The organism is Arthrobacter sp. MDT1-48-3, from assembly GCF_054511015.1.
Window position 1 is genome coordinate 418,270 of sequence record NZ_JBTNDL010000003.1, and the last position, 18,768, is coordinate 437,037.

Below are 18,768 nucleotides of genomic sequence, written 5' to 3' on the forward strand. Positions count from 1 at the left end.
TAACAATGGGTTACCAAAAAGCCAGTGGCTCCGGAAGAATCGGGGCCCGCGGGTCTTATCCGTGGACGAATCGTCCTAGCGTGCGGCGTCCCTGAGCGTTCCGGTCACCGGTGTCTCGCCCGCGTCCGCGACGAAGCAGAGGATCTCCCGGTCGTCGTCCGAGGTCCAGCTGTCCTCGACCGGGTAGAAGTAGAGCAGTTCGAGCGCTGACGCGTCGTATGCCAGACCGACGAACGCAGCGAACTCCTCAGCACAGAATTCGCTCGCGGCGGTGTTGGCCGCGGGCAGGCCGGGATAGTCGCCATCGGGCATCTCGGTCCTCGCGAACGCCTCGAAGGTATGCAGTTCGTCGCACGGGAGGACGGTGATGTCCGAGACGTCCTCGGTGCCCGGGTCGTCGATGCAGTCGCCCACCTCGATCGAGAAGGCGTCGGTCCGGGCTTCCGCGGTCACGGTCCCCTCGGCGTCGCGCTCGGGGCCGTCCGGGGAGAGGATGCCGCAGCCCGTCGCGAGCGTGAGGGTCCCCAGGAACGCCGTCATCACCGCCCGACGGCGCAGCGATTCCCCCGTGTGTTCCCCAGTGTGCATCGAGACCCCGTCGTCGGCCACGGACCCGTGGCACGGCTGTTGCTCCTCGGGACAGTACCGCACCGACGACGGAGGACACCATCGCCGGGGTGCGCCGCCGGCACCGGGGAGACAGAAAAGGAGGCCCCGCGGTGCGGGACCTCCTGATGAGCGGAAGGTAAGGGATTCGAACCCTTGAGACGGGGTGACCGCCCACTGGTTTTCAAGACCAGCTCCTTCGGCCGCTCGGACAACCTTCCGCCGCTAGTGTTTCATGAAGGGCGGGTGACGCCCAAATACCCAGCAGGTGGAGGCCGGTATGCGTGCAGTGGTGATCGATGGGGCGGGTGGACCCGAGGTGCTGTCGGTGCAGGAGGTCCCCGACCCGGTCCCGGGCGAGGACGAGGTGCTCATCGACGTCGTCGCGGCCGGGCTGAACCGCGCTGACGTGCAGCAGCGCCGCGGCTTCTACCCGCCTCCCGACGGGGCATCCCCGATCCCGGGCCTCGAGGTGTCGGGTCACGTCGCGGACCCGGGGACGTCGGCCTTCCACGAGGGGGATGCCGTCGTCGCCCTGCTGGCAGGCGGCGGCTACGCGGAGAAGGTGGTCGTGCCGTCCGGGCAGGTCGTGCGGGCGCCGGAGGGAGTGGGCCTGCTCGAGGCCGCCGCTCTCCCCGAGACGGCCGCGACCGTCTGGTCCAACCTCGTGCTGCAGGCCGGACTCGAGGAGGGCGAAGACATCCTGATCCACGGTGCATCCGGAGGGATCGGCGTGATGGCCATCCAGGTGAGCCTCGCCCTCGGGGCCGTGCCGCACGTGACGGCCGGGTCCGCGGCGAAGCTCGGTGTCGCCCGCTCCCTCGGTGCCCGGACGCTGATCAACTACCGGGAGCAGGACTTCGTACAGGAACTCCGGACGGCGACCGCCGGTAGGGGAGCGGACGTCATCCTCGACGTCGTCGGTGCGAAGTACCTGGCGCGGAACGTCGAGTCCCTGGCGACCGGCGGGCGTCTCGTGGTGATCGGACTGCAGGGCGGGACGACGGCGGAACTGGACCTCGGCACTCTGATGGGCAAGCGGGCGAGTATCGCTGGCACCACCCTGAGGGCGCGGCCCGTCGGCGAGAAGACGGCCATCATGGCTGCGGTCCGCGACAGCGTCTGGCCGCTCGTCGCCTCGGGTGGCGTGCGGCCGTTCGTCGACCGCGTGTTCCCCCTGGAACAGGTCGCGGAGGCGCACACCTACTTCGATGGGGGCGAACACACCGGCAAGATCCTGCTGTCGATGCGCTAGGCACCCGCGGCGGCCGACCGCGCACCGCGCTGCGCGGCGTGGAGCGCCAGCACGAGAGCGATGCCGACCGCGGCGCCGATGACCGTCTCGATCGCCCGGTCCGCGAGGAGACCGGCCGGGTCGGTCGGGTGCGCCAGTTCGGTGCTGACCAGGGCGAGCGGAGTGACGAACGCCTGCGCGAGGGCGTACTGCCGCAGGACGAACATCTCAGCGGCGAACTGTGCGACGGCGATGACGACGACGAGCTGCCATGCTGCCAGCCCGGGCAGGAGGACCAGGGCGGTCAGGACGAGCCCGGCGAAGGTGCCGAGGATCCGCTGCAGGCCCCGGTTGACCCGTGCCCGTGCGGACTGCCCCACGAGCGGGACGGTCGCGGCGACCATCGCCCAGTACGCGTGACCGATCCCGAGCGCCGTCGCCGTGCTGCCGGCGAGCAGGGCTGCCACGACGTAGAGGGCGGATTCCCGGCCCAGAGCCGCCAGGTGGTGGGCGGTGAGCCGGCCGGTGCCTCCCCGGGTCCAGCCGGTCCGGTGCTTCGGCCACAGGGCGCCCGACTGCCCGAGGAGCACCGCGAGTCCCACGGCGGCGACCGCTGTGGCGAGCCCCTGCCACAGGGGAGGCTGCCCGGGCACGGAGGCGATGGCCGCGAAGGCGAAGATGTGGAACAGCGAGCCGCCCGGACGGAGGCGGAACAGACCCGCCGCGAACGTGCCCAGCCCGGCGACCGCGCTGGTGAGCAGCACGAGCGTCCACGGTCCGACATCGGCGCGGGCGGTCAGCGCGGCAGCGAGGACCACCGCGAGCATCAGCCCGCCGCCGCGCAGCTGCGTCGCAAGGCGTTGCCGGTGAGGCTCGTTGCGGCCGTAGATCCCGGCGAACGCGCCGAACGTGGCGAAGATCGCGAGATCCAGGCGCCCGAGCACCAGGACGAGGAACAGCGGGATCCCCACGCCGGCCGCGCAGCGGAGCGCAGGATGGTGGTCGTCGGCGGAGGGGGCGATGCTCACGAGGTCGCGGAAGAGAGGCACGGACTGCGGGCTTTCGGTCGAAGGGATCGACGGCGCCGCTGGCATCGGGTGGCTCAGGCCACCGATCAACTTTACGCCCGTCCCGGTCCGATCGTCAGCACCGGCGGAATCACCAGCCTCCTTCCGGTGGCCGTGCGCCTGTGGAAGGGTGGCAGGACAGCCAACCGGAAGGAGCAGGACGGTGACCACCACCCAGCACGGCCACGACGGCGACGAGGGCGGCCTGCCGCGGGCGGCCGACAGCTTCGCCGAGAACCTCGGCGACCAGGTGCCCGACGGCGTCGACAACGGACCCACGGACGACGCCGACGAGCCGGCCGACGACCGCACCCGAACCCACTCGAGCATCAGCGAGGGCATGAACGCGAACGACGACGACGAGCCGCCCGCCGTGCTCGACGACGGCCTCGACGGAGGCAGGCACGGCTCCTCCTGATGGGGAGGACGGAAGCGCCGGCCACTCGCCGCACGGGCACGTGCGTTCGGCGCTTCCGAGGGGTTCGGGCGCTTGCCCTGTGACGCAGCCCTCACTAGGTTGCTACCTTCGTGTGCATCACACTTCCGCACCCGAGGAGCATCATGAGTAAGAAGCAGAACGGGTCCCACCGGCACGCCGACGTGCTGGCGACGGATCCGGACCTGCCCGCGGTCGCCGTCGACCCGCAGCAGGCCGAAGCAGAAGACCGCCGGTGGACACCGGCGAAGATCGCACTCTGGGTAGGCATCGCACTCCTCGGCGGAATCGCCTGGACGATGCTCGCCATCGTCCGCGGAGAGACCGTCAACGCCATCTGGTTCGTCTTCGCCGCGGTCTGCACCTACCTCATCGCCTACCGGTTCTATTCGAAGTTCATCGAGCGCAACCTCCTGAAGCCCGATGACCGGCGCGCCACCCCCGCCGAGTACAAGGCCGACGGCAAGGATTACGCCGCCACCGACCGCAGGGTCCTCTACGGCCACCACTTCGCCGCCATCGCCGGCGCCGGCCCCCTCGTGGGCCCCGTCCTCGCAGCGCAGATGGGCTACCTCCCCGGAACGCTCTGGATCATCATCGGCGTGATCTTCGCGGGCGCCGTGCAGGACTACCTCGTCATGTTCTTCTCCATGCGCCGCGGCGGCCGTTCCCTCGGCCAGATGGCACGCGAGGAACTTGGCGTCATCGGCGGGACCGCGGCCCTCATCGCCACCCTGACGATCATGATCATCATCGTGGCCATCCTGGCGCTCGTCGTCGTGAACGCGCTCGGAGAGAGCCCGTGGGGTGTCTTCTCCGTCTCCATGACCATCCCGATCGCACTCTTCATGGGCGTCTACCTCCGCTACCTGCGGCCCGGCAAGGTCACCGAGGTCTCCCTCATCGGCTTCGCCCTGCTGCTGCTCGCCATCGTCGGCGGCGGCTGGATCTCCGAGACCGCCTGGGGCGTCGAGATCTTCACCCTCGACCGCATCACCATCGCCTGGGGCATCATCATCTACGGCTTCATCGCCGCCGTCCTGCCCGTCTGGCTCCTGCTGGCTCCGCGCGACTACCTCTCCACCTTCATGAAGATCGGGACGATCATCATGCTCGCGGTCGCGATCGTCATCACCCGCCCCGAGATCAGCGTCCCCGCCATCACGCCCTACGCGACCTCCGGCACGGGCCCCGTCGTCGCAGGCACGCTGTTCCCGTTCCTGTTCGTCACGATCGCGTGCGGCGCCCTCTCCGGGTTCCACGCGCTGATCTCCTCGGGCACGACCCCCAAGATGATCGAGAAGGAACGCCAGACCCGGTTCATCGGGTACGGCGGAATGCTGATGGAGTCCTTCGTGGCCATCATGGCGCTCGTCGCCGCCCTCTCGATCGACCGCGGCATCTACTTCGCCATGAACTCCTCGGGAGCGGCGACCGGAGGCACCATCGAGGGAGCCGTGACCTTCGTCAACGGCCTCGGTCTCACCGGCGTCAACCTGACGCAGGAGGCACTCAGCACGATGGCCTCGAACGTCGGCGAGGAATCGATCGTCTCCCGCACCGGCGGCGCCCCGACCCTCGCGGTCGGTATCGCACAGATCATGCAGGGGGTCTTCGGCGGCTCGGGCATGATGGCGTTCTGGTACCACTTCGCCATCATGTTCGAGGCGCTGTTCATCCTCACGGCGGTCGACGCCGGCACCCGCGTGGCGCGCTTCATGCTGCAGGACAGCATCGGCAACTTCGTGCCCCGCTTCCGCGACACCTCCTGGCGGGCGGGCGCGTGGATCTGCACGGCCGTCATGGTGGCCGGCTGGGGGGCGATCCTGATCATGGGCGTCACCGACCCCCTCGGCGGCATCAACACCCTCTTCCCGCTCTTCGGCATCGCCAACCAGCTGCTCGCGGCCATCGCGCTCGCGGTGTGCATGGCGATCTGCGCCAAGAAGGGCCTCTTCCGGTTCCTGTGGATCCCGGCCCTGCCGCTCGCCTTCGCCGCGGTGGTGACCATCACGGCGTCGTTCCTGAAGATCTTCTCGCCGGTGCCGGCCATCGGTTACTGGGCGCAGCACACGGCCTTCAAGAACGCGCTGGCGGCCGGTGAGGAGAGCTTCGGCACGGCCACGAGCGTGGCCGCCATGGAAGCGGTGGTGCGCAACACCTTCATCCAGGGCACGCTGTCGATCATCTTCGTGGTGCTGTCGATCATCGTCATCGCGACGGCGATCCTCGCCACCATCCGGGCCTACCGGCACGGCGGCGGCAAGGAGAACGAGGACACCCCGGTGCCGTCGCGCATCTTCGCACCCGCCGGCCTGATCGCGTCTCCCGCCGAGAAGGAGCTCGAGGCGCAGTGGTCGGCCCTGGAGCCCGGCAGGCGGCCGGCGAGGACGGGGCACTGATGACCGTCCCACAGGTCCTGCACCGCGCACGCGACACCGCTCGCGAGCTGGCCTGGCTGTTCAAGGGCGTGATGGGGGAGAACGCGTACCAGGCGTATCTCGACCACCACGAGCGCACGCACCCCGGCGGCCTCCCGATGACCGAGCGTGAGTTCTGGCGGGACAAGACCGACCGCCAGGACGCCAACCCCGAAGGCCGCTGCTGCTAGGCGGCCGCCTCCTCCACGAAGCCCGGCGCGATCAGCGCCGGGCTTCGTCGTGTCCGGAGGCCGCCGCCCCCTCACGGGAGCAAGGCCGGATCCGACGTGCCCGCCTTCCGGCGGTTGTGGGAGCATAGCGTCATGACTGAACAGCAGCCAGCCAGTCCCTTCGATCCCGCCCCCGGGGTCGCGCCCGGCACGCCTGAGGATCCCCGGCAGGGAGGCGGCAGCGAGGCTCCGGCGGACAACCGCCCGACATCGCTCGCGGAGCTCGTGGACGAACCGGCGAAGGTCATGCGCATCGGCACCATGCTCAAGCAGTTGCTGGAAGAGGTCCGCACCGCACCGCTCGACGACGCCGGCCGCACCAGGCTCGCCTCCATTCACGAGCGCTCCGTCAAGGAACTCGAGGACGGCCTCGCACCCGAACTGGTCGAGGAACTGCATCGGATCAACCTGCCGTTCGACAGCGAGTCGGTGCCCACCGACGCCGAACTGCGCGTGGCCCAGGCGCAGCTCGTGGGCTGGCTCGAGGGTCTCTTCCACGGCATCCAGGCGGCGCTGGCAGCGCAGCAGATGGCGAACCAGCAGCTCGCGGCCCGCCTCCAGTTGCGCGAGCTCCCTCCGGGCACCGTCATCGCGCCCGGGGTGGTCATCGGCGAGGACGGCGAGCCGAAGCGGACCCCGCCCGTGCGCCAGGCCCAGGCGGCCAGGGCGGACAGCCACGGGCCCGGCCAGTACCTGTAACGCGTAGGTGGCATTCTTCGCAGCAGCTCGACAGGGACGGAAGGACGACGCCGAACTCGGTACAGGGGTCTGGCGTCGGGCCCACGACCGCTTCCGCCGTGGGCTGGACCGCTACCACCAGATCCTCGAGGGCATCGAGGACGACGACGTCTACAACGAACTCGTGGTGATCGCCGACGACCTCGGCGCCATGCTCCCGCGCGTGCGTGCCGTCTGCACGAGCGCCCAGGCCTCGTCCCCGAGCACCGGCCTCGACATTCCCGGCGCACTCCTGCAGGTGCACCGCGCCCTGTCGCGTGCGGGCAATACCCTTGCGACGACCGCCGAGGCGGCCGCGATGACCCGGCTCGACGGCGAGCGGTGGGGCATCGCGTCCGCGGGGCTGGACAACGTGCGCCGCCGGGCCCAGCTGGTGGCGGACGACGTCGAGGAGGCCGAACGCGCGATGCCGGGCGGCCGGCCGCAGGGTCAGTAGAACAGCAGGGTGCTGCCCGGTGCGACGGCGATGTCCCAGACCTCCAGGTCCTGGCCGCCGCACACGCCGCGGCCCCCGGTCGGCACTCCCCGGATGAAGGGAGCCGCCCGGTCCTCGTCCACATAGGGGTAGCCGCGCTCGTTCAGCACGGTCAGCACGCGCCGCTCCGCCTCGGGGTCGCGGTCGGCGGAGGCCCGGGACGGCTCGCGCAGGTAGGCGGAGAAGCCGTCGGGCCAGCGGATCAGGACGGAGCGGCCGTTGAACTCGAACCAGACGCATGCCCCGCCCGCCCCGGTGCCCGCCCGGAACGTCCCGAGCAGGCTCTGCGGCAGGTTCTGGGCGTCCCGTCCCTCGGCCGGCCGGATGCCGACGATCGATTCCGGGTCCAGGGAGCCCGGAGCCGCACCGCTCGTCGCGAGCGGCAGCTCATCCTCCGGCATCGCATCGATGGCATCGCGCAGCTCGTCCGGAAGCACCGCCGGGTCCCCGGCGATCGTCGTCGCTTCCCCTGTCCGGCGATCGGCCAGGGTGAGCACCGAGCCGTCGCCCTCGACCGGGCTGAGTACGCCGCTCGCATCGCGCACCAGGAACACGAGTTGGTGTGGCGGGAAGAAGTTGCGGCTGTAGGGGCGCTCCAGGGTGCTCCGGCCGGTGACGTCGAGGGTCAGTACGTCCGGGTCCGCCTCGCCCTTCACGATCTGGACCACGGGGGCCCGCTGCAGGATCCGCATCTCGCCGTCGACGACCGTCGGTTCCACGCTGGTGGCGGCGATGACCGCGACCACATCCGCGAGTCCGAACAACCGTTCCGCCCTGCCGGCGGGACCGGGTGCGGTCCGGGGGACGATCGCTACGGCCAGGGCCGCCACGACCAGGACGAGGCACACCGCACCGACGACGGTCTGGATCCGTCGACGGCGTACCGGACCCCGCCCGTCTGCAACCGGTATCGGCCCGCCGTCCGGTCGGTCGACCGGTATCGGCCGACCGACGGGGGGGCTCTCCCCGGCGACGGCGGCACCGTGGAGGCTGCCACGGCTGTGCTCGAGCTCCCGGTCGGGCAGGGTGCGGGCCGGGTCGACGGCGGCACCGGGGAGGCTGCCGCGGCTGTGCTCGAGCTCCCGGTCGGGCAGGGTGCGGGCCGGGTCGACGGCGGCGAGGACGGCCGGCAGCGCCACGTCCGGGGCCGGCCCGACGGACAGCATGCCTGCGCACCTGGCCTCGACGGCGGGAAGCTGATGCACGTCCTGCCCCGCGGCCCGGGCAGCGTCCCCGGCGCTCAGTCCGTCCCAGTGAAGCAGGAGCAGGAACTCTCGCTCGCCCGGGGAGAGTGCCGCGAGTGCGCCGTAGAGGGGTGAGGTGCGGGGGACACGGGGTGGCAGGTCCGGAGGTATGTACCGTTCGAGGGCTGCCCGGGCCGCCAGCAGGACCGGTACGACGTCGGCAGCGGTGGCGGGCTCAGTGTCGGGTACGGTGTCGGGCTCGATGTCGGGCTCGGTGTCGAGGACCCCGACGGCCTCCAGCGCCGCCGCCGAGGCGAGCCGCACCGACAGCGAGCGCCGGAAGGCGTACCGGAAGGCGTCGTCGTGCAGCACGGCCCGCCGCCCGTCCCGCGTCGCGCGCATCGTCCGCACCCCCGCCTCCGGCCCGATGCCGCCGTCCGGCGATACCACGCAGGCTGATAGTTGTCGGTGGGAACAGAAATAAATGGGAAGTGCCGTTGGTTCCCGCCTGTATGACTACTTCACCAAACCTTACGTTCAACGACGGCCAGATCATCCCCCAGCTCGGGTACGGAGTGTGGCAGGTCGAGGACAGCGTCGCCGAGGACGTCGTGGGCAAGGCCTTCAAGGCCGGCTACCGGCACATCGACACCGCCATGATCTACGGCAACGAAGCCGGCGTGGGACGCGCCATCGCCTCGTCCGGCCTCAGCCGGGACGAACTGTTCATCACCACCAAGCTGTGGAACGCGGACCAGGGCTACGACAGCACGCTCAAGGCGTTCGACGCGTCCATGGAACGACTGGGACTCGAGAGCCTGGACCTGTACCTGATCCACTGGCTGCAGCCCAAGCAGGGCAAGTACCTGGACACGTGGAAGGCGTTCATCGAACTGCAGAAGCAGGGTCGCGTGAAGAGCATCGGCGTCTCCAACTTCACCGTCGGGGCCCTTGACGAGATCATCGAGGCGACCGGAGTGGTGCCCGTCATCAACCAGGTCGAGACCCACCCTTACCTCAACCAGTCCGAGCTCCGCGCCTTCGAGGCGGAGAAGGGGATCCTGCACGAGTCGTGGTCGCCCATCGGCTCCGGCAAGGGACTGCTCGACGACGCCGTGCTGCAGGACATCGCGCAGAAGCGGAACGCCACACCGGCGCAGGTCGTGCTCGCCTGGCACGTAGCGCTCGGCAATGTCGTGATCCCGAAGTCGGTCACCGAGTCGCGCATCATCGAGAACTGGGAGTCGCTCGACGTGAAGCTCGAGGACGAGGACATCGACGCCATCAACGGCCTCGACAAGGGCGCCGCAGGCCGCATCGGCGCTGACCCGGCGACGTCCGACTTCGCCTAGGCCGCCCGCAGGCACCGCCTGCTGCACGGATGACAGGAGCCGCCCGGCGACGCCGGGCGGCTCCTGTCGTATCCGCAGGAGGTCAGGCGGCCTGGGTCAGCGCCGCGCGCAGCGGGTAGTCCGACCCCTCGAGGACCACCTGGGCGCACCGCCCAGTGGCAGGATCCAGGACGATCGGCGCCGCTAAATTCACCGTGGTGCCGTCCGGGGCGGGATTCGCGACGACGAAGAGGTGGGCTTCCGGCACGTCCGGTCCGAGCACGTCCCGCTGCGCGTCCGAGAAGCGCGGGCTGTAGGCCGGCACGTACGTCGCGGCGTCGAGCAGGAACAGGCGCACGCCGGTGTCGTCGGCGGAGGTGAGGGTGAACAGCCCGTCGGCTCCCTGCACCTCCTCGAGGCGGAACTCGGTGCGCGGCGCGAGGCCCGGGGGAGGGGTCACGAAATCGGCCCTCATCGCAGGAAGTCCATGAGGGAGGGCTGGAGGACGCGCGCCGAGACGGCGAGGGCGCTCTGATAGGCGGTCTCCTGCAGTTTGAGGTCCAGGATGATGGACGCGAGGTCGATGTCTTCCACGGCGGCGCGTTCTCCTTCGAGTGCCAGCGAGGCGTTGGCGACGGTGTCCTTGGCTTCGAGGAGCCGTGCGTGGCGTGTGCCGATCTCGCTGTGATGTGCGGTGAGGTCCTGGATGCGTTGCTGGAGTGGCGCGAGGTGGACGGACACGTCCCTGCCGGCGCGCAGGTCGGCGGCGATGGTGTCCAGCAGGGCGAATGCCGAGCCGGCGCCGCTGCCGAAGACCGCGGCCCCGTCCGCATCGACGCGCACCGTCCGGTCCGGTCCCACCCGTCGCTCGACCGTCCCGCCGGCGGGGAACGTGAGGTCCGCGCCGAGGGCGGTGGGGGCGTCCGTGTTCCCGGCGAACAGGAACCGGCCCGCATAGGTCGCGTTGGCCTGTGCCGCGAGGTCGCTCCGCAGGGATTCGATGTCGAGCGCGAGGGCCTCGCGGGCCGCCGGCGGCAGCGAGGGGTTGGATCCCTGCAGCGTGAGGTCGTTCACCCGGTCCAGTGCGCGCTTCGAAGTCGTCATCGCGTTGTCGAGCTGGGCCAGCCAGCCCTCACCGTTGGAGATGTTCCGCCCGTACTGTTCGGTGGCGCGGATCTCCGCACGCACGCGCAGTGCCTCGGCCGCCCCGGCAGGGTCGTCGGACGGGCGGCTGATGGCCTTCTGGCTGCTCGCCTTCTCCTGCAGGTCCGCGAGCCGTGCGAGGTTGGACTGCAGGGAGCGCTGGGCTCCGTGCAGCATGGTCTGATTGGTGACGCGTGTGATCATGGTGGCCTTCCCCTAGCGTCCGACGATTCCCATGCGGTTGATGAGGACGTCGAGCATCTCGTCGACGGCCGTCATCACGCGCGCAGCGCCCTGGTAGGCATGCTGGTACTCCAGCAGGTTGACCTGTTCCTCATCCATGCTGACGGAGGTGGCGCCGAGCTGCTGCTGCAGTGCGGTGGTCGCCGACACCTCGGCGAGCGCGTTGCCCTGCAGTTCCATCCGTGCCGCAGCGCCGAGATCGGCGACGAAGGCGGACCAGGCGGCATCAGGGGAGCCGGTACCGGTGCCGATCCCGGAGATCGCATCGGCGACCGAGCCGTCGTAGGCGCCTGCACCGGGAGCACCCGCGGCGAGGTCCCCGAGCCGGACCGGGAGGACCGTCAGGGACGCGGCTGCACGGTCCGGCTGGTAGGCGAAGAACGGACCCTTGCCGGCGCCGCTGTGGAGCGTGTTCACCTGGTCGGCGAGCTTCGCGGCGAACGCGTCGTACCCGGCAGCGGCCTGCGCCAGCGCTCCTCCGGCGTCGGCGGGGGCGAGGAGCGAGAGCGTCGCTGCCAGTTCGCCGCTCTCGACGCCGGCGGAGGCGCCCGGCCGGTGGGTCCACTCGACCTGGACGGTGCCGGCGCCGTCGAACCGTGCCGGTCCGGTGACCTGCAGGGCGCGCGCCGTGGTGCCCGAGACCAGCGCGTTGCCGGCCAGCAGGACGTCCGCGGTGCCGTCGGTGTTGTCACGGACCATGGCGCCGGTCAGCCCGGCGAGTGTGGCCGTCAGGGTGGTGCGGCGGTCCAGGAGCTCGTTGGCGGAGGTGCCCGAGGCGACGGCGGACCGGATCTGCCGGTTCAGGTCGGCGACCTGCGTGGCGGCGTCATTGACCTCGGCGACGAGGGTGCCGGCCGAGGAGCGGAGCGAGGCCCACTGGTTCTCGACATCGCGGTATCCCGCCGAGACGCGCGCCGTGAGTTCGCCGGCCGCGGAGAGCAGGGAGGACGCCGAGGCGTCCTTCTCGGGATGGTTGGACAGTTCCTGCCAGCCTGCCCAGAAGCCCTGCAGGGAGGCGGAGACGCCATGGGTGCCCGGCTCGCCGAGGCTGCCCTCGAGTGCCGAGTAGGCCTGGGCACGCACGGCGGTGTAGCCGGCTGCGCCCGCGGTGGTGCGGACCCGCGCCTCGAGATGGACGTCGTTGAGCCTCGCGATGCCCTCGACGAGCACACCCTCCCCGGCCCGCGTCCCGCTCGTGAACATCGTGGGACGGACCGGGGCCGCGGCCGAGGTCTCGAGCCGCTGGCGCGTGTAGCCCTGGGTGGTGGCATTGGCGATGTTCTGCCCTGTGACGTCGAGGCCGGCCCGCGCGGCGGCGAGGCCGGAGTAGGCAGTGTTGAGTCCGCTGAAAGTGCTCATCGTCCCGCTAGAGGTCCTTGTTGAGAAGGGTCGGTCGGCCATGGCCCTGGGTGGTCACACCATCGGCCGCGTAGGTGCCCGCGCCCGTGTTGATGCCCGCCAGGGTTTCCTGCGTGGAGCGGCTCGCCGCCCGGAGGAACTGCTGGTTGCTGTCGCGGACCGCGGCGATCTGCGCCACGAGGACCGTCATGGCCCGGAGATGGTCGGCGAGGAGTTCCCCCCACGGCCCCTCCGGGGCGGCTGCCGCGAGTTCACGGAGACTGGCGCCGTCGTGGATACCCCACTCCGTCGCGACGCCGGAGGCGTGCACTGCGCGTGCGAGTCCGGTGTCGCGCAATCGCTCGAGTACCTGCTCCACCTCACGGGTGGCATGGTGCAGCCAGCGCGTCTTGCCGGAGGTCAGCAGGAGCTGTTCCTCCTCCAGCTTGAAGACGAGGAGTTCGAGTAGTTCACGCTCCTGCCAGAGCAGGGCGGAGAGATCCTGGGCGCTCACGGTGCCACCTCCTTTCCGGTGCCACGGGACGGGTGGAACCGGAAGAACTATCGGCAGTGCCCGGTACGATGTAAGGCCGCCGGGCGTGTCGTCGACAATCTACCAGTCGGGGCCTATCCGAGGAGGGGGCTCCCCGATGCGACCGGGGAGTGCCTGGTGATCCAGGGGGCCACCTCGGCGGCAGGGAGCGGCCGGGCGAAGTGGAAGCCCTGGGCGAGATCGCACCCCAGTGCGCGCAGCTCCACCAGCGTCTCCTCGTTGTCGACCCCCTCCGCCACCACCCGCAGGTCGAGGCTGTGCGCCAGGTCGATGATGGAGCCCACGAGCCCGCCGGCGCGTCGATCCGAGCGCATGGCGGTGATGAAGGACCGGTCCAGCTTCAGTTCGTCGGCGGGAAGGTCACGCAGGTACGCCAGGGAGCTGTAGCCGGTCCCGAAGTCGTCGATCGACACCTGGATGCCGTCGGCGCGGAGCCGGGCGAGGATCTTCGCGGAGCGGGCCGGGTCGGCCATCAGCATGTCCTCGGTGATCTCGAGCGTGAGGCACCCGGCGGGCATGTGGTGCCGCTCGAGAAGCGTGCGGACCTGTCGGGGCAGGCCGGGCTGGATGCAGGACCCGGACAGGTTCACGGCGACGCTGATCGTCAGCCCGTCGGCACGCCAGCGCGAGACCTGGTGCACGGCGGCCTCGAGCACGAGCGTGGAGAGCTCGGGCATCAGGCCTGCCTCCTCGGCGAGGGGGAGGAACGACGTCGGGGGCAGCTGCCCGATGACGGGATGGTTCCAGCGGATCAGGGCCTCGACGCTCGTGACGGCGTCGTCCGGCAGGTGCACCTTGGGCTGGTAGTGCAGCTCGAACTGGCCCTCGGCCAGCGCCGTGCGGAGCTCCTGCAGCGTGCGCAGCTTACGTGCGCCGCCGTCGTCGTCCAGGGAACTGTAGAGATGGTGGCCGCTGCGCTCGGACTTGGCCCGGAACATCGCGATGTCCGCCTTGCGCATCAGGAGCTGGATGTCGGTGCCGTTCTCCGGTGTGAGGGCGATGCCGATGCTGACCCGAATGGTCAGGGCGGCCGTGCCGATCCGGACCGGTTCCAGGAGTTCCGCTTCGAGGCGCCGTGCCACCTTCAGGGCCTCCTCCCGGGTGACGCCGTCGAGGAACACCGCGAATTCGTCCCCGCCGAGGCGCGCCAGCAGGTCGTTGGGCGTCAGTGGCCGGGCGAAGCGCTCACCGACCTCGACGAGGAGGGCGTCCCCGACATCGTGGCCCAGGGCGTCGTTGACGTCCTTGAACCGGTCGAGGTCCAGGAAGAACAGGGCACCGGAGCGCTGTCCGCCGAGCCGACCGCCGAGATCCCGGACGAGCCCCCGGCGGTTCGGCAGGCCCGTCAGATCATCCGTGGTCGCGAGGGCGGCCAGCAGGCGGTTCCGGAACAGGAGGGGCGCCGCGGCCAGGAGGACGGTGAGGGCGGCGAGGACCTGGGCGAGGGGCGCGATGGGCACCTGGCACCCGATGAGCAGGACGGACACGGCCGAGCCGGTGGCCACCATCAGCATGGTGACGGCGGGGAGGCCGCGGTCGTGGTGGCGGAGGACCGTGCCCGCTCGGGCGACGCCGTCGATCCACAGGGCGATGGCCACGATTCCCAGGATCCAGCCGGCGTCGATCACCGATCCGGCGCTGTACCCGTTCGTGCCCAGCGCGTAGGCGATGTCCGCGGCGGCGAAGAGCATCAGGCCGGCCACGAGCAGCGGCCAGCGTGGGCCGAGATCGAGCCCGCGGGAGGTCATCAGGCCACCGATGGTACTGATCAGCAGGAGATCCAGGAGGGGGTAGACGACGACGACCACCATCTCGAAGGTCGTGCTGCTGCCGGCTCCGGCCTGCAGGACCGGCGCGAGGAGCATTGCCATGACGGACGCGGCGGCCAGGGCTCCCACAAGGCTGTCCAGGAGCAGGGGCCAGGTGAGGCCCCTCAGCTTCCGCACGGTCATCACGAGGGTGCCGAGCATCAGCGGGTAGAACGCGAAGTACGCGACATCCGCAGCGGATACGACCGCGAGGGAGTGCTGCCCCTGCAGCACCAAGAGATAAAAGGCGTCGCCTGCCGTGTAGACGGCCACCGCCGCGGCGCCGAGCCCCACCTGCCACTGCGAACGGCACCGTGCCAGGACCGCGACGACGCAGACGGCGACAGCGGCGAGTTCCGCTGTGATGCCGAGCCACACCCCGACGACGTCGAACGGTGCCAGGTCGCCGAGCAGGAGACTGACGACATACAGTGCCGCAACGACCAACGCCGCGATGACGGGAACCCGGGAGATCCTCACCCGTGGCGCGCCATCCCTACCGATCTCAGGCGCATCAGCAGACACCGGGTACTTCCTCTCCTCAAGGATCAGGAACCTGATCATCGAAGACACTAAGGCTGTGGCACGGGCCCGACTCCCGGTCCGGCCTCCCAGGGCCCAACCCACAGGGAAAACTGGGCGTTTGTTGCGTCGATCTGTGCCCGTCGAGGAAATCGGGAAAAAAGTTCTTCCGATTCCTTACATCCCGGAACGGACCTCCGATAGCTACTGGTGCCGGCCCATGGATGGGCAGGCGTTCGCAGCCCTTTCACGGAGGAATACATCATGGGTTTCCAGATCAACACCAACACCGCGGCCAACACCGCATACCGCAACCTCTCCAGCACCCAGAACGACATCTCGAAGTCGCTCGAGAAGCTGTCCAGCGGTCTCCGCATCAACCGCGCAGCCGACGACGCCGCCGGCCTGTCCATCGCCGAGGGCCTGCGCTCGCAGGTCAACGGCCTCGGAGTTGCAGCCCGCAACGCCCAGGACGGCATCAGCGTCGTACAGACCGCTGAAGGTGCGCTGACCGAGGTCCACAGCATCCTGCAGCGCGTCCGCGACCTCGCGGTCCAGTCGGGCAACGACTCGAACAACGCGGACGCCCGCACGGCGATCAAGTCCGAGGTCACGGCACTGTCCGAGGAGCTCACCCGGATCGGCAACTCGACGAACTTCAACGGGACGAACCTCCTGGACGGCAGCGCTACGCTGACGTTCCAGGTCGGCGCGGGTAGCACCGCGGCGAACGACCAGATCGAGGTCGACCTGTCCGGCGCGGACATCAAGACGCTCGGTACGACCATCGGTGCGCTGAACTTCGACACCGCGGCGAACGCACTGACGACCATCGCAGCACTGGACACGTCCATCAAGGACATCTCCACCTCGCGCTCCGAGCTCGGTGCCGTGCAGAACCGCTTCGAGTCCGCGATCAACAGCATCAACGTCTCGCAGGAGAACCTCTCTGCCGCCGAGTCCCGCATCCGCGACACCGACATGGCGAAGGAGATGGCGAGCTTCACCCGCTCGAACATCCTGTCGCAGGCCGGTACCGCGATGCTGGCCCAGGCCAACCAGATGAACCAGGGTGTCCTTCAGCTCCTCCGCTAGACGGTGAGCTCGTAGGCGAAAGGTGCACGGTGGCGGGACCGATCCTGGACCGAGAGGTCCCGCCCCGTGCATTCGCCTGACCGACGGCACTCCAGCCGGTAGACCCTGATACACCGTCCCAGCCCCCGAGAGGTAGACCCATGGCGTTCTCCATCGACGGCATCGCCAGTGGGCTGGACACCACGAACATGATCAACCAGCTCATGCAGCTGGAAGCACGCCCGCAATCGATGCTCAAGGCGAAGGCGACCTCCACGCAGGGTTTCATCACCGCCCTGCAGCAGCTCAACACGCGGCTCGGATCCCTGACCGAACTCGCGACCAGGACGGCGAAGCCCGGAGCCCTCGACGTCTACAAGGCCACCGCCACCAGCGACTCCGTCACCGCGACGGCCACCTCGACGGCGGCCGCAGGCTCCCTCGATTTCACCGTGAAGCAGCTGGCACAGTCCCAGTCCTCCGTCACGGATGCGATGACGGCCTTCTCGCCGACCGCGACCACGCTGACCCTGCGCGCGGCGGACGGCACCACCACCGAGGTGAGGACCACCGGCACGCTCGACGACGTCGTCGCCTCCGTGAACAAGGCCGGTGCCGGCATCACCGCCGCGAAAGTGGGCGCCGGGACGAACGCCGACGGCGTCCCGCAGTACCGGCTCCAGTTCACCGCGACGGAGTCCGGTGCCGAGCACGCCTTCGCCGTCTTCCGTGGAACGGCCGACGAGGTCACCGCCGGTACCGCTCCCGATCTCTTCGCCGAGACCGGAGCGGCGACCGTCCGAGCCGCCCAGGACGCCGAGGCGGTCCTGTGGGGCGGGACAGCCGCGGAGCAGGTGGTGACGTCGGCATCGAACACCTTCGCCGACATCCTGCCGGGTGTCTCCGTCACCGTCAGCAGGACCACCACCGAGCCGGTCTCCGTGACCGTCTCACGCGACGCCGAGGCCACCACGAAGGTGGCGCAGGAGCTCGTCGACGCGCTGCGCAGCGTCTTCTCCTTCGTCGACACCAATACCAGGGTCACACCCGGCACGACCGCCGGTGCCGCGCCGATCTCGGGCCGGTTCACGGGTGACAGCGCCGTGCGGGGCATCGCCCAGTCCGTGCTCACCGCGGCGACCGCGCCCGTCGGCGGGACGTCGACGTCGGAGTTCGGCATCACGCTCACCCGCTCCGGGACCGTCGAGTTCGACACCGAGAAATTCGCCGCAGCGCTCGCGAAGGACCCCGCGGGCACCAAGGACGTGCTCATGCAGCTGTCCGCCCGGGTGGCGGACGCCGGCAAGGCAGCCTCGGACAAGTACGACGGCGAACTCACGCGCCGCATCACGAGCCAGGAATCGACGGTCCGCAACCTCAACGACCGCGTGTCCGACTGGGACCAGCGGCTCGAGAAGCGGCGCGCGACGCTCGAACGCACCTACTCGGCGCTCGAGGTCCAACTCTCACAACTCCAATCACAGGGGGACTGGCTGTCGTCACAGCTGGCGAACCTCCCCACGACCGGAAGCTAGCTCCAGATGCTCCAGATGAACGGTTACCAGGCCAAGCGCTCGCAGTACGTCCAGGACGCCGTCCTGTCCGCGACACCCGCGGGGCTGCTGACGATGCTCTACGACCGGCTGCTGCTCGATCTCGCCCGTGCCGGCGCAGCGCAGGAGGCAGGGGAGTGGACGGTCGCCTCGGAGAACCTGCTGCACGCCCAGGACATCGTCGGCGAACTGATGTCCTCGCTCCGCACGGACATCTGGGACGGCGCCACAGGACTGATGTCCCTGTACGCCTTCGTGCGCCAGACCCTCGTCGAGGCCAATGTCACGCGGGACCGCACCAAGACCGCCGAGTGCGCCGAGGTGCTGGAGCCGCTGCGCCAGGCCTGGCACGAGGCTGCCCGCACGGGCCAGCCGGCCGCCGTCGCACCTTCGGGCCACGAGGCGCCGCGGGCCCTCGGAGTACTCGGCATTGGCTGACGACGCACGGCCGGCGGAGCACGCCCGGCCCACCGACACGGCAGCCCTCCTCGCCTGGACCTCGGTCCTGGACGCGCTGGAGGCGGCCGTCGACGACGCCGCGGCCGGTGACGTCGCGCCCACCGCGCTCATGCGGCAGACCGCGGTCCTCGGCAGCTGGACCCCGCCGGTCGTCGACGGACCCATCCCCGGCGCCCTGGTGGCACGCGCCCGGCGCATCAGCGAACGCCAGCGCGCCGCACTCGCCCGCCTGACCGCCGAGGCCGGGACCCTGCGGCGGCATCGTTCGGCCCTCGGCTCGGTCCGGGCGGCCACGACGGCGCAGCAGCCCGCCGTCTACGTCGACGTCACGGGCTGAAAGTTCCTCCCGGAAGT

19 protein-coding genes and 1 tRNA gene are annotated in these 18,768 nt (G+C 70.1%); 11 read left to right on the forward strand and 9 right to left on the reverse strand.

What is annotated here, in order from left to right:
• Positions 1-75: 75 nt before the first annotated feature.
• Entirely contained in the window at positions 76-588 is a 513-nt protein-coding gene (locus ACX80L_RS09570) for a septum formation family protein (protein ID WP_133080374.1), read from the reverse strand.
• A gap of 151 nt (positions 589-739) precedes the next feature.
• Positions 740-827 (reverse strand) — tRNA-Ser (locus ACX80L_RS09575).
• Between the two features lie 59 nt (positions 828-886).
• Between ACX80L_RS09575 and ACX80L_RS09580 the strand changes: the two genes are divergently transcribed.
• A complete protein-coding gene (locus ACX80L_RS09580) occupies positions 887-1,861 on the forward strand; it encodes an NAD(P)H-quinone oxidoreductase (RefSeq protein ID WP_459289251.1) in 975 nt (324 codons plus the stop codon).
• Here the strand turns inward: ACX80L_RS09580 and ACX80L_RS09585 are convergent.
• Positions 1,858-2,889 (reverse strand): FUSC family protein, encoded by a 1,032-nt coding sequence (locus ACX80L_RS09585; RefSeq protein ID WP_459289253.1) that lies wholly within the window; start codon positions 2,887-2,889, stop codon positions 1,858-1,860. The genes ACX80L_RS09580 and ACX80L_RS09585 overlap by 4 nt on opposite strands.
• Positions 2,890-3,070: 181 nt before the next feature.
• On the opposite strand from ACX80L_RS09585, the gene ACX80L_RS09590 reads away from it, so the two are divergent.
• The 5 genes from ACX80L_RS09590 to ACX80L_RS09610 all read left to right on the forward strand — a co-directional run bounded on the left by ACX80L_RS09590 (position 3,071) and on the right by ACX80L_RS09610 (position 7,167).
• A complete protein-coding gene (locus ACX80L_RS09590; RefSeq protein ID WP_133080377.1) occupies positions 3,071-3,325 on the forward strand; it encodes a hypothetical protein in 255 nt (84 codons plus the stop codon).
• A gap of 143 nt (positions 3,326-3,468) precedes the next feature.
• Complete coding sequence (locus tag ACX80L_RS09595) at positions 3,469-5,745, forward strand: carbon starvation CstA family protein (protein WP_133080378.1); 2,277 nt, start codon at positions 3,469-3,471, stop codon at positions 5,743-5,745.
• Positions 5,745-5,954, forward strand: coding sequence for a YbdD/YjiX family protein (locus ACX80L_RS09600; protein WP_133080379.1), 210 nt, complete (start codon positions 5,745-5,747; stop codon positions 5,952-5,954). Before ACX80L_RS09595 ends, ACX80L_RS09600 begins: the two co-directional genes overlap by 1 nt.
• Positions 5,955-6,086: 132 nt before the next feature.
• On the forward strand, positions 6,087-6,692 hold the full coding sequence (locus ACX80L_RS09605) for a bacterial proteasome activator family protein (protein ID WP_459289255.1): 606 nt from the start codon (positions 6,087-6,089) through the stop codon (positions 6,690-6,692).
• Between the two features lie 7 nt (positions 6,693-6,699).
• A complete protein-coding gene (locus ACX80L_RS09610; protein ID WP_459289257.1) occupies positions 6,700-7,167 on the forward strand; it encodes a hypothetical protein in 468 nt (155 codons plus the stop codon).
• Here ACX80L_RS09610 and ACX80L_RS09615 read toward each other — a convergent pair.
• Positions 7,161-8,840, reverse strand: a complete 1,680-nt coding sequence (locus ACX80L_RS09615; RefSeq protein WP_459289259.1) for a hypothetical protein — start codon at positions 8,838-8,840, stop codon at positions 7,161-7,163. The genes ACX80L_RS09610 and ACX80L_RS09615 overlap by 7 nt on opposite strands.
• 62 nt (positions 8,841-8,902) lie before the next feature.
• On the opposite strand from ACX80L_RS09615, the gene ACX80L_RS09620 reads away from it, so the two are divergent.
• Positions 8,903-9,742 (forward strand): aldo/keto reductase, encoded by an 840-nt coding sequence (locus ACX80L_RS09620; RefSeq protein WP_459289261.1) that lies wholly within the window; start codon positions 8,903-8,905, stop codon positions 9,740-9,742.
• An 82-nt stretch (positions 9,743-9,824) separates the two neighbouring features.
• On the opposite strand, the gene ACX80L_RS09625 is transcribed toward ACX80L_RS09620, so the two are convergent.
• The 5 genes from ACX80L_RS09625 to ACX80L_RS09645 all read right to left on the reverse strand — a co-directional run bounded on the left by ACX80L_RS09625 (position 9,825) and on the right by ACX80L_RS09645 (position 15,286).
• On the reverse strand, positions 9,825-10,196 hold the full coding sequence (locus tag ACX80L_RS09625; protein ID WP_459289263.1) for a flagellar assembly protein FliW: 372 nt from the start codon (positions 10,194-10,196) through the stop codon (positions 9,825-9,827).
• The gene (locus tag ACX80L_RS09630) at positions 10,193-11,068 is read right to left on the reverse strand and encodes a flagellin N-terminal helical domain-containing protein (protein WP_459289265.1); all 876 of its coding nucleotides are present in this window, start codon (positions 11,066-11,068) and stop codon (positions 10,193-10,195) included. Before ACX80L_RS09630 ends, ACX80L_RS09625 begins: the two co-directional genes overlap by 4 nt.
• Positions 11,069-11,080: 12 nt before the next feature.
• Positions 11,081-12,466, reverse strand: coding sequence for a flagellar hook-associated protein FlgK (gene flgK / locus ACX80L_RS09635; RefSeq protein WP_459289267.1), 1,386 nt, complete (start codon positions 12,464-12,466; stop codon positions 11,081-11,083).
• Between the two features lie 7 nt (positions 12,467-12,473).
• Positions 12,474-12,959 carry a flagellar export chaperone FlgN gene (locus ACX80L_RS09640; RefSeq protein WP_133080387.1) on the reverse strand — a complete coding sequence of 162 codons (486 nt, stop codon included), beginning with the start codon at positions 12,957-12,959 and terminating at the stop codon, positions 12,474-12,476.
• A gap of 113 nt (positions 12,960-13,072) precedes the next feature.
• Entirely contained in the window at positions 13,073-15,286 is a 2,214-nt protein-coding gene (locus tag ACX80L_RS09645) for a putative bifunctional diguanylate cyclase/phosphodiesterase (RefSeq protein ID WP_459289269.1), read from the reverse strand.
• Between the two features lie 306 nt (positions 15,287-15,592).
• Between ACX80L_RS09645 and ACX80L_RS09650 the strand changes: the two genes are divergently transcribed.
• The 4 genes from ACX80L_RS09650 (at position 15,593) to ACX80L_RS09665 (ending at position 18,751) form a co-directional block, all read left to right on the forward strand.
• On the forward strand, positions 15,593-16,423 hold the full coding sequence (locus tag ACX80L_RS09650) for a flagellin N-terminal helical domain-containing protein (protein WP_133080389.1): 831 nt from the start codon (positions 15,593-15,595) through the stop codon (positions 16,421-16,423).
• Between the two features lie 140 nt (positions 16,424-16,563).
• Positions 16,564-17,937, forward strand: coding sequence for a flagellar filament capping protein FliD (gene fliD / locus ACX80L_RS09655; protein WP_459289271.1), 1,374 nt, complete (start codon positions 16,564-16,566; stop codon positions 17,935-17,937).
• Between the two features lie 15 nt (positions 17,938-17,952).
• Positions 17,953-18,393 carry a flagellar export chaperone FliS gene (gene fliS, locus ACX80L_RS09660; RefSeq protein ID WP_459289273.1) on the forward strand — a complete coding sequence of 147 codons (441 nt, stop codon included), beginning with the start codon at positions 17,953-17,955 and terminating at the stop codon, positions 18,391-18,393.
• Entirely contained in the window at positions 18,386-18,751 is a 366-nt protein-coding gene (locus tag ACX80L_RS09665) for a hypothetical protein (RefSeq protein ID WP_459289275.1), read from the forward strand. The genes fliS and ACX80L_RS09665 overlap by 8 nt, the downstream gene beginning before the upstream one ends.
• Positions 18,752-18,768 lie beyond the last annotated feature (17 nt).

Coding starts and splice junctions, on each gene's coding strand:
- flgK (WP_459289267.1), bottom strand. CDS start 12,466: ATGAGCACTTTCAGCGGACTCAACACTGCCTACTCCGGCCTCGCCGCC.
- ACX80L_RS09620 (WP_459289261.1), top strand. CDS start 8,903: ATGACTACTTCACCAAACCTTACGTTCAACGACGGCCAGATCATCCCC.
- ACX80L_RS09580 (WP_459289251.1), top strand. CDS start 887: ATGCGTGCAGTGGTGATCGATGGGGCGGGTGGACCCGAGGTGCTGTCG.
- ACX80L_RS09600 (WP_133080379.1), top strand. CDS start 5,745: ATGACCGTCCCACAGGTCCTGCACCGCGCACGCGACACCGCTCGCGAG.
- ACX80L_RS09630 (WP_459289265.1), bottom strand. CDS start 11,068: ATGATCACACGCGTCACCAATCAGACCATGCTGCACGGAGCCCAGCGC.
- ACX80L_RS09625 (WP_459289263.1), bottom strand. CDS start 10,196: ATGAGGGCCGATTTCGTGACCCCTCCCCCGGGCCTCGCGCCGCGCACC.
- ACX80L_RS09570 (WP_133080374.1), bottom strand. CDS start 588: ATGCACACTGGGGAACACACGGGGGAATCGCTGCGCCGTCGGGCGGTG.
- ACX80L_RS09605 (WP_459289255.1), top strand. CDS start 6,087: ATGACTGAACAGCAGCCAGCCAGTCCCTTCGATCCCGCCCCCGGGGTC.
- fliS (WP_459289273.1), top strand. CDS start 17,953: ATGAACGGTTACCAGGCCAAGCGCTCGCAGTACGTCCAGGACGCCGTC.
- ACX80L_RS09595 (WP_133080378.1), top strand. CDS start 3,469: ATGAGTAAGAAGCAGAACGGGTCCCACCGGCACGCCGACGTGCTGGCG.
- ACX80L_RS09650 (WP_133080389.1), top strand. CDS start 15,593: ATGGGTTTCCAGATCAACACCAACACCGCGGCCAACACCGCATACCGC.
- fliD (WP_459289271.1), top strand. CDS start 16,564: ATGGCGTTCTCCATCGACGGCATCGCCAGTGGGCTGGACACCACGAAC.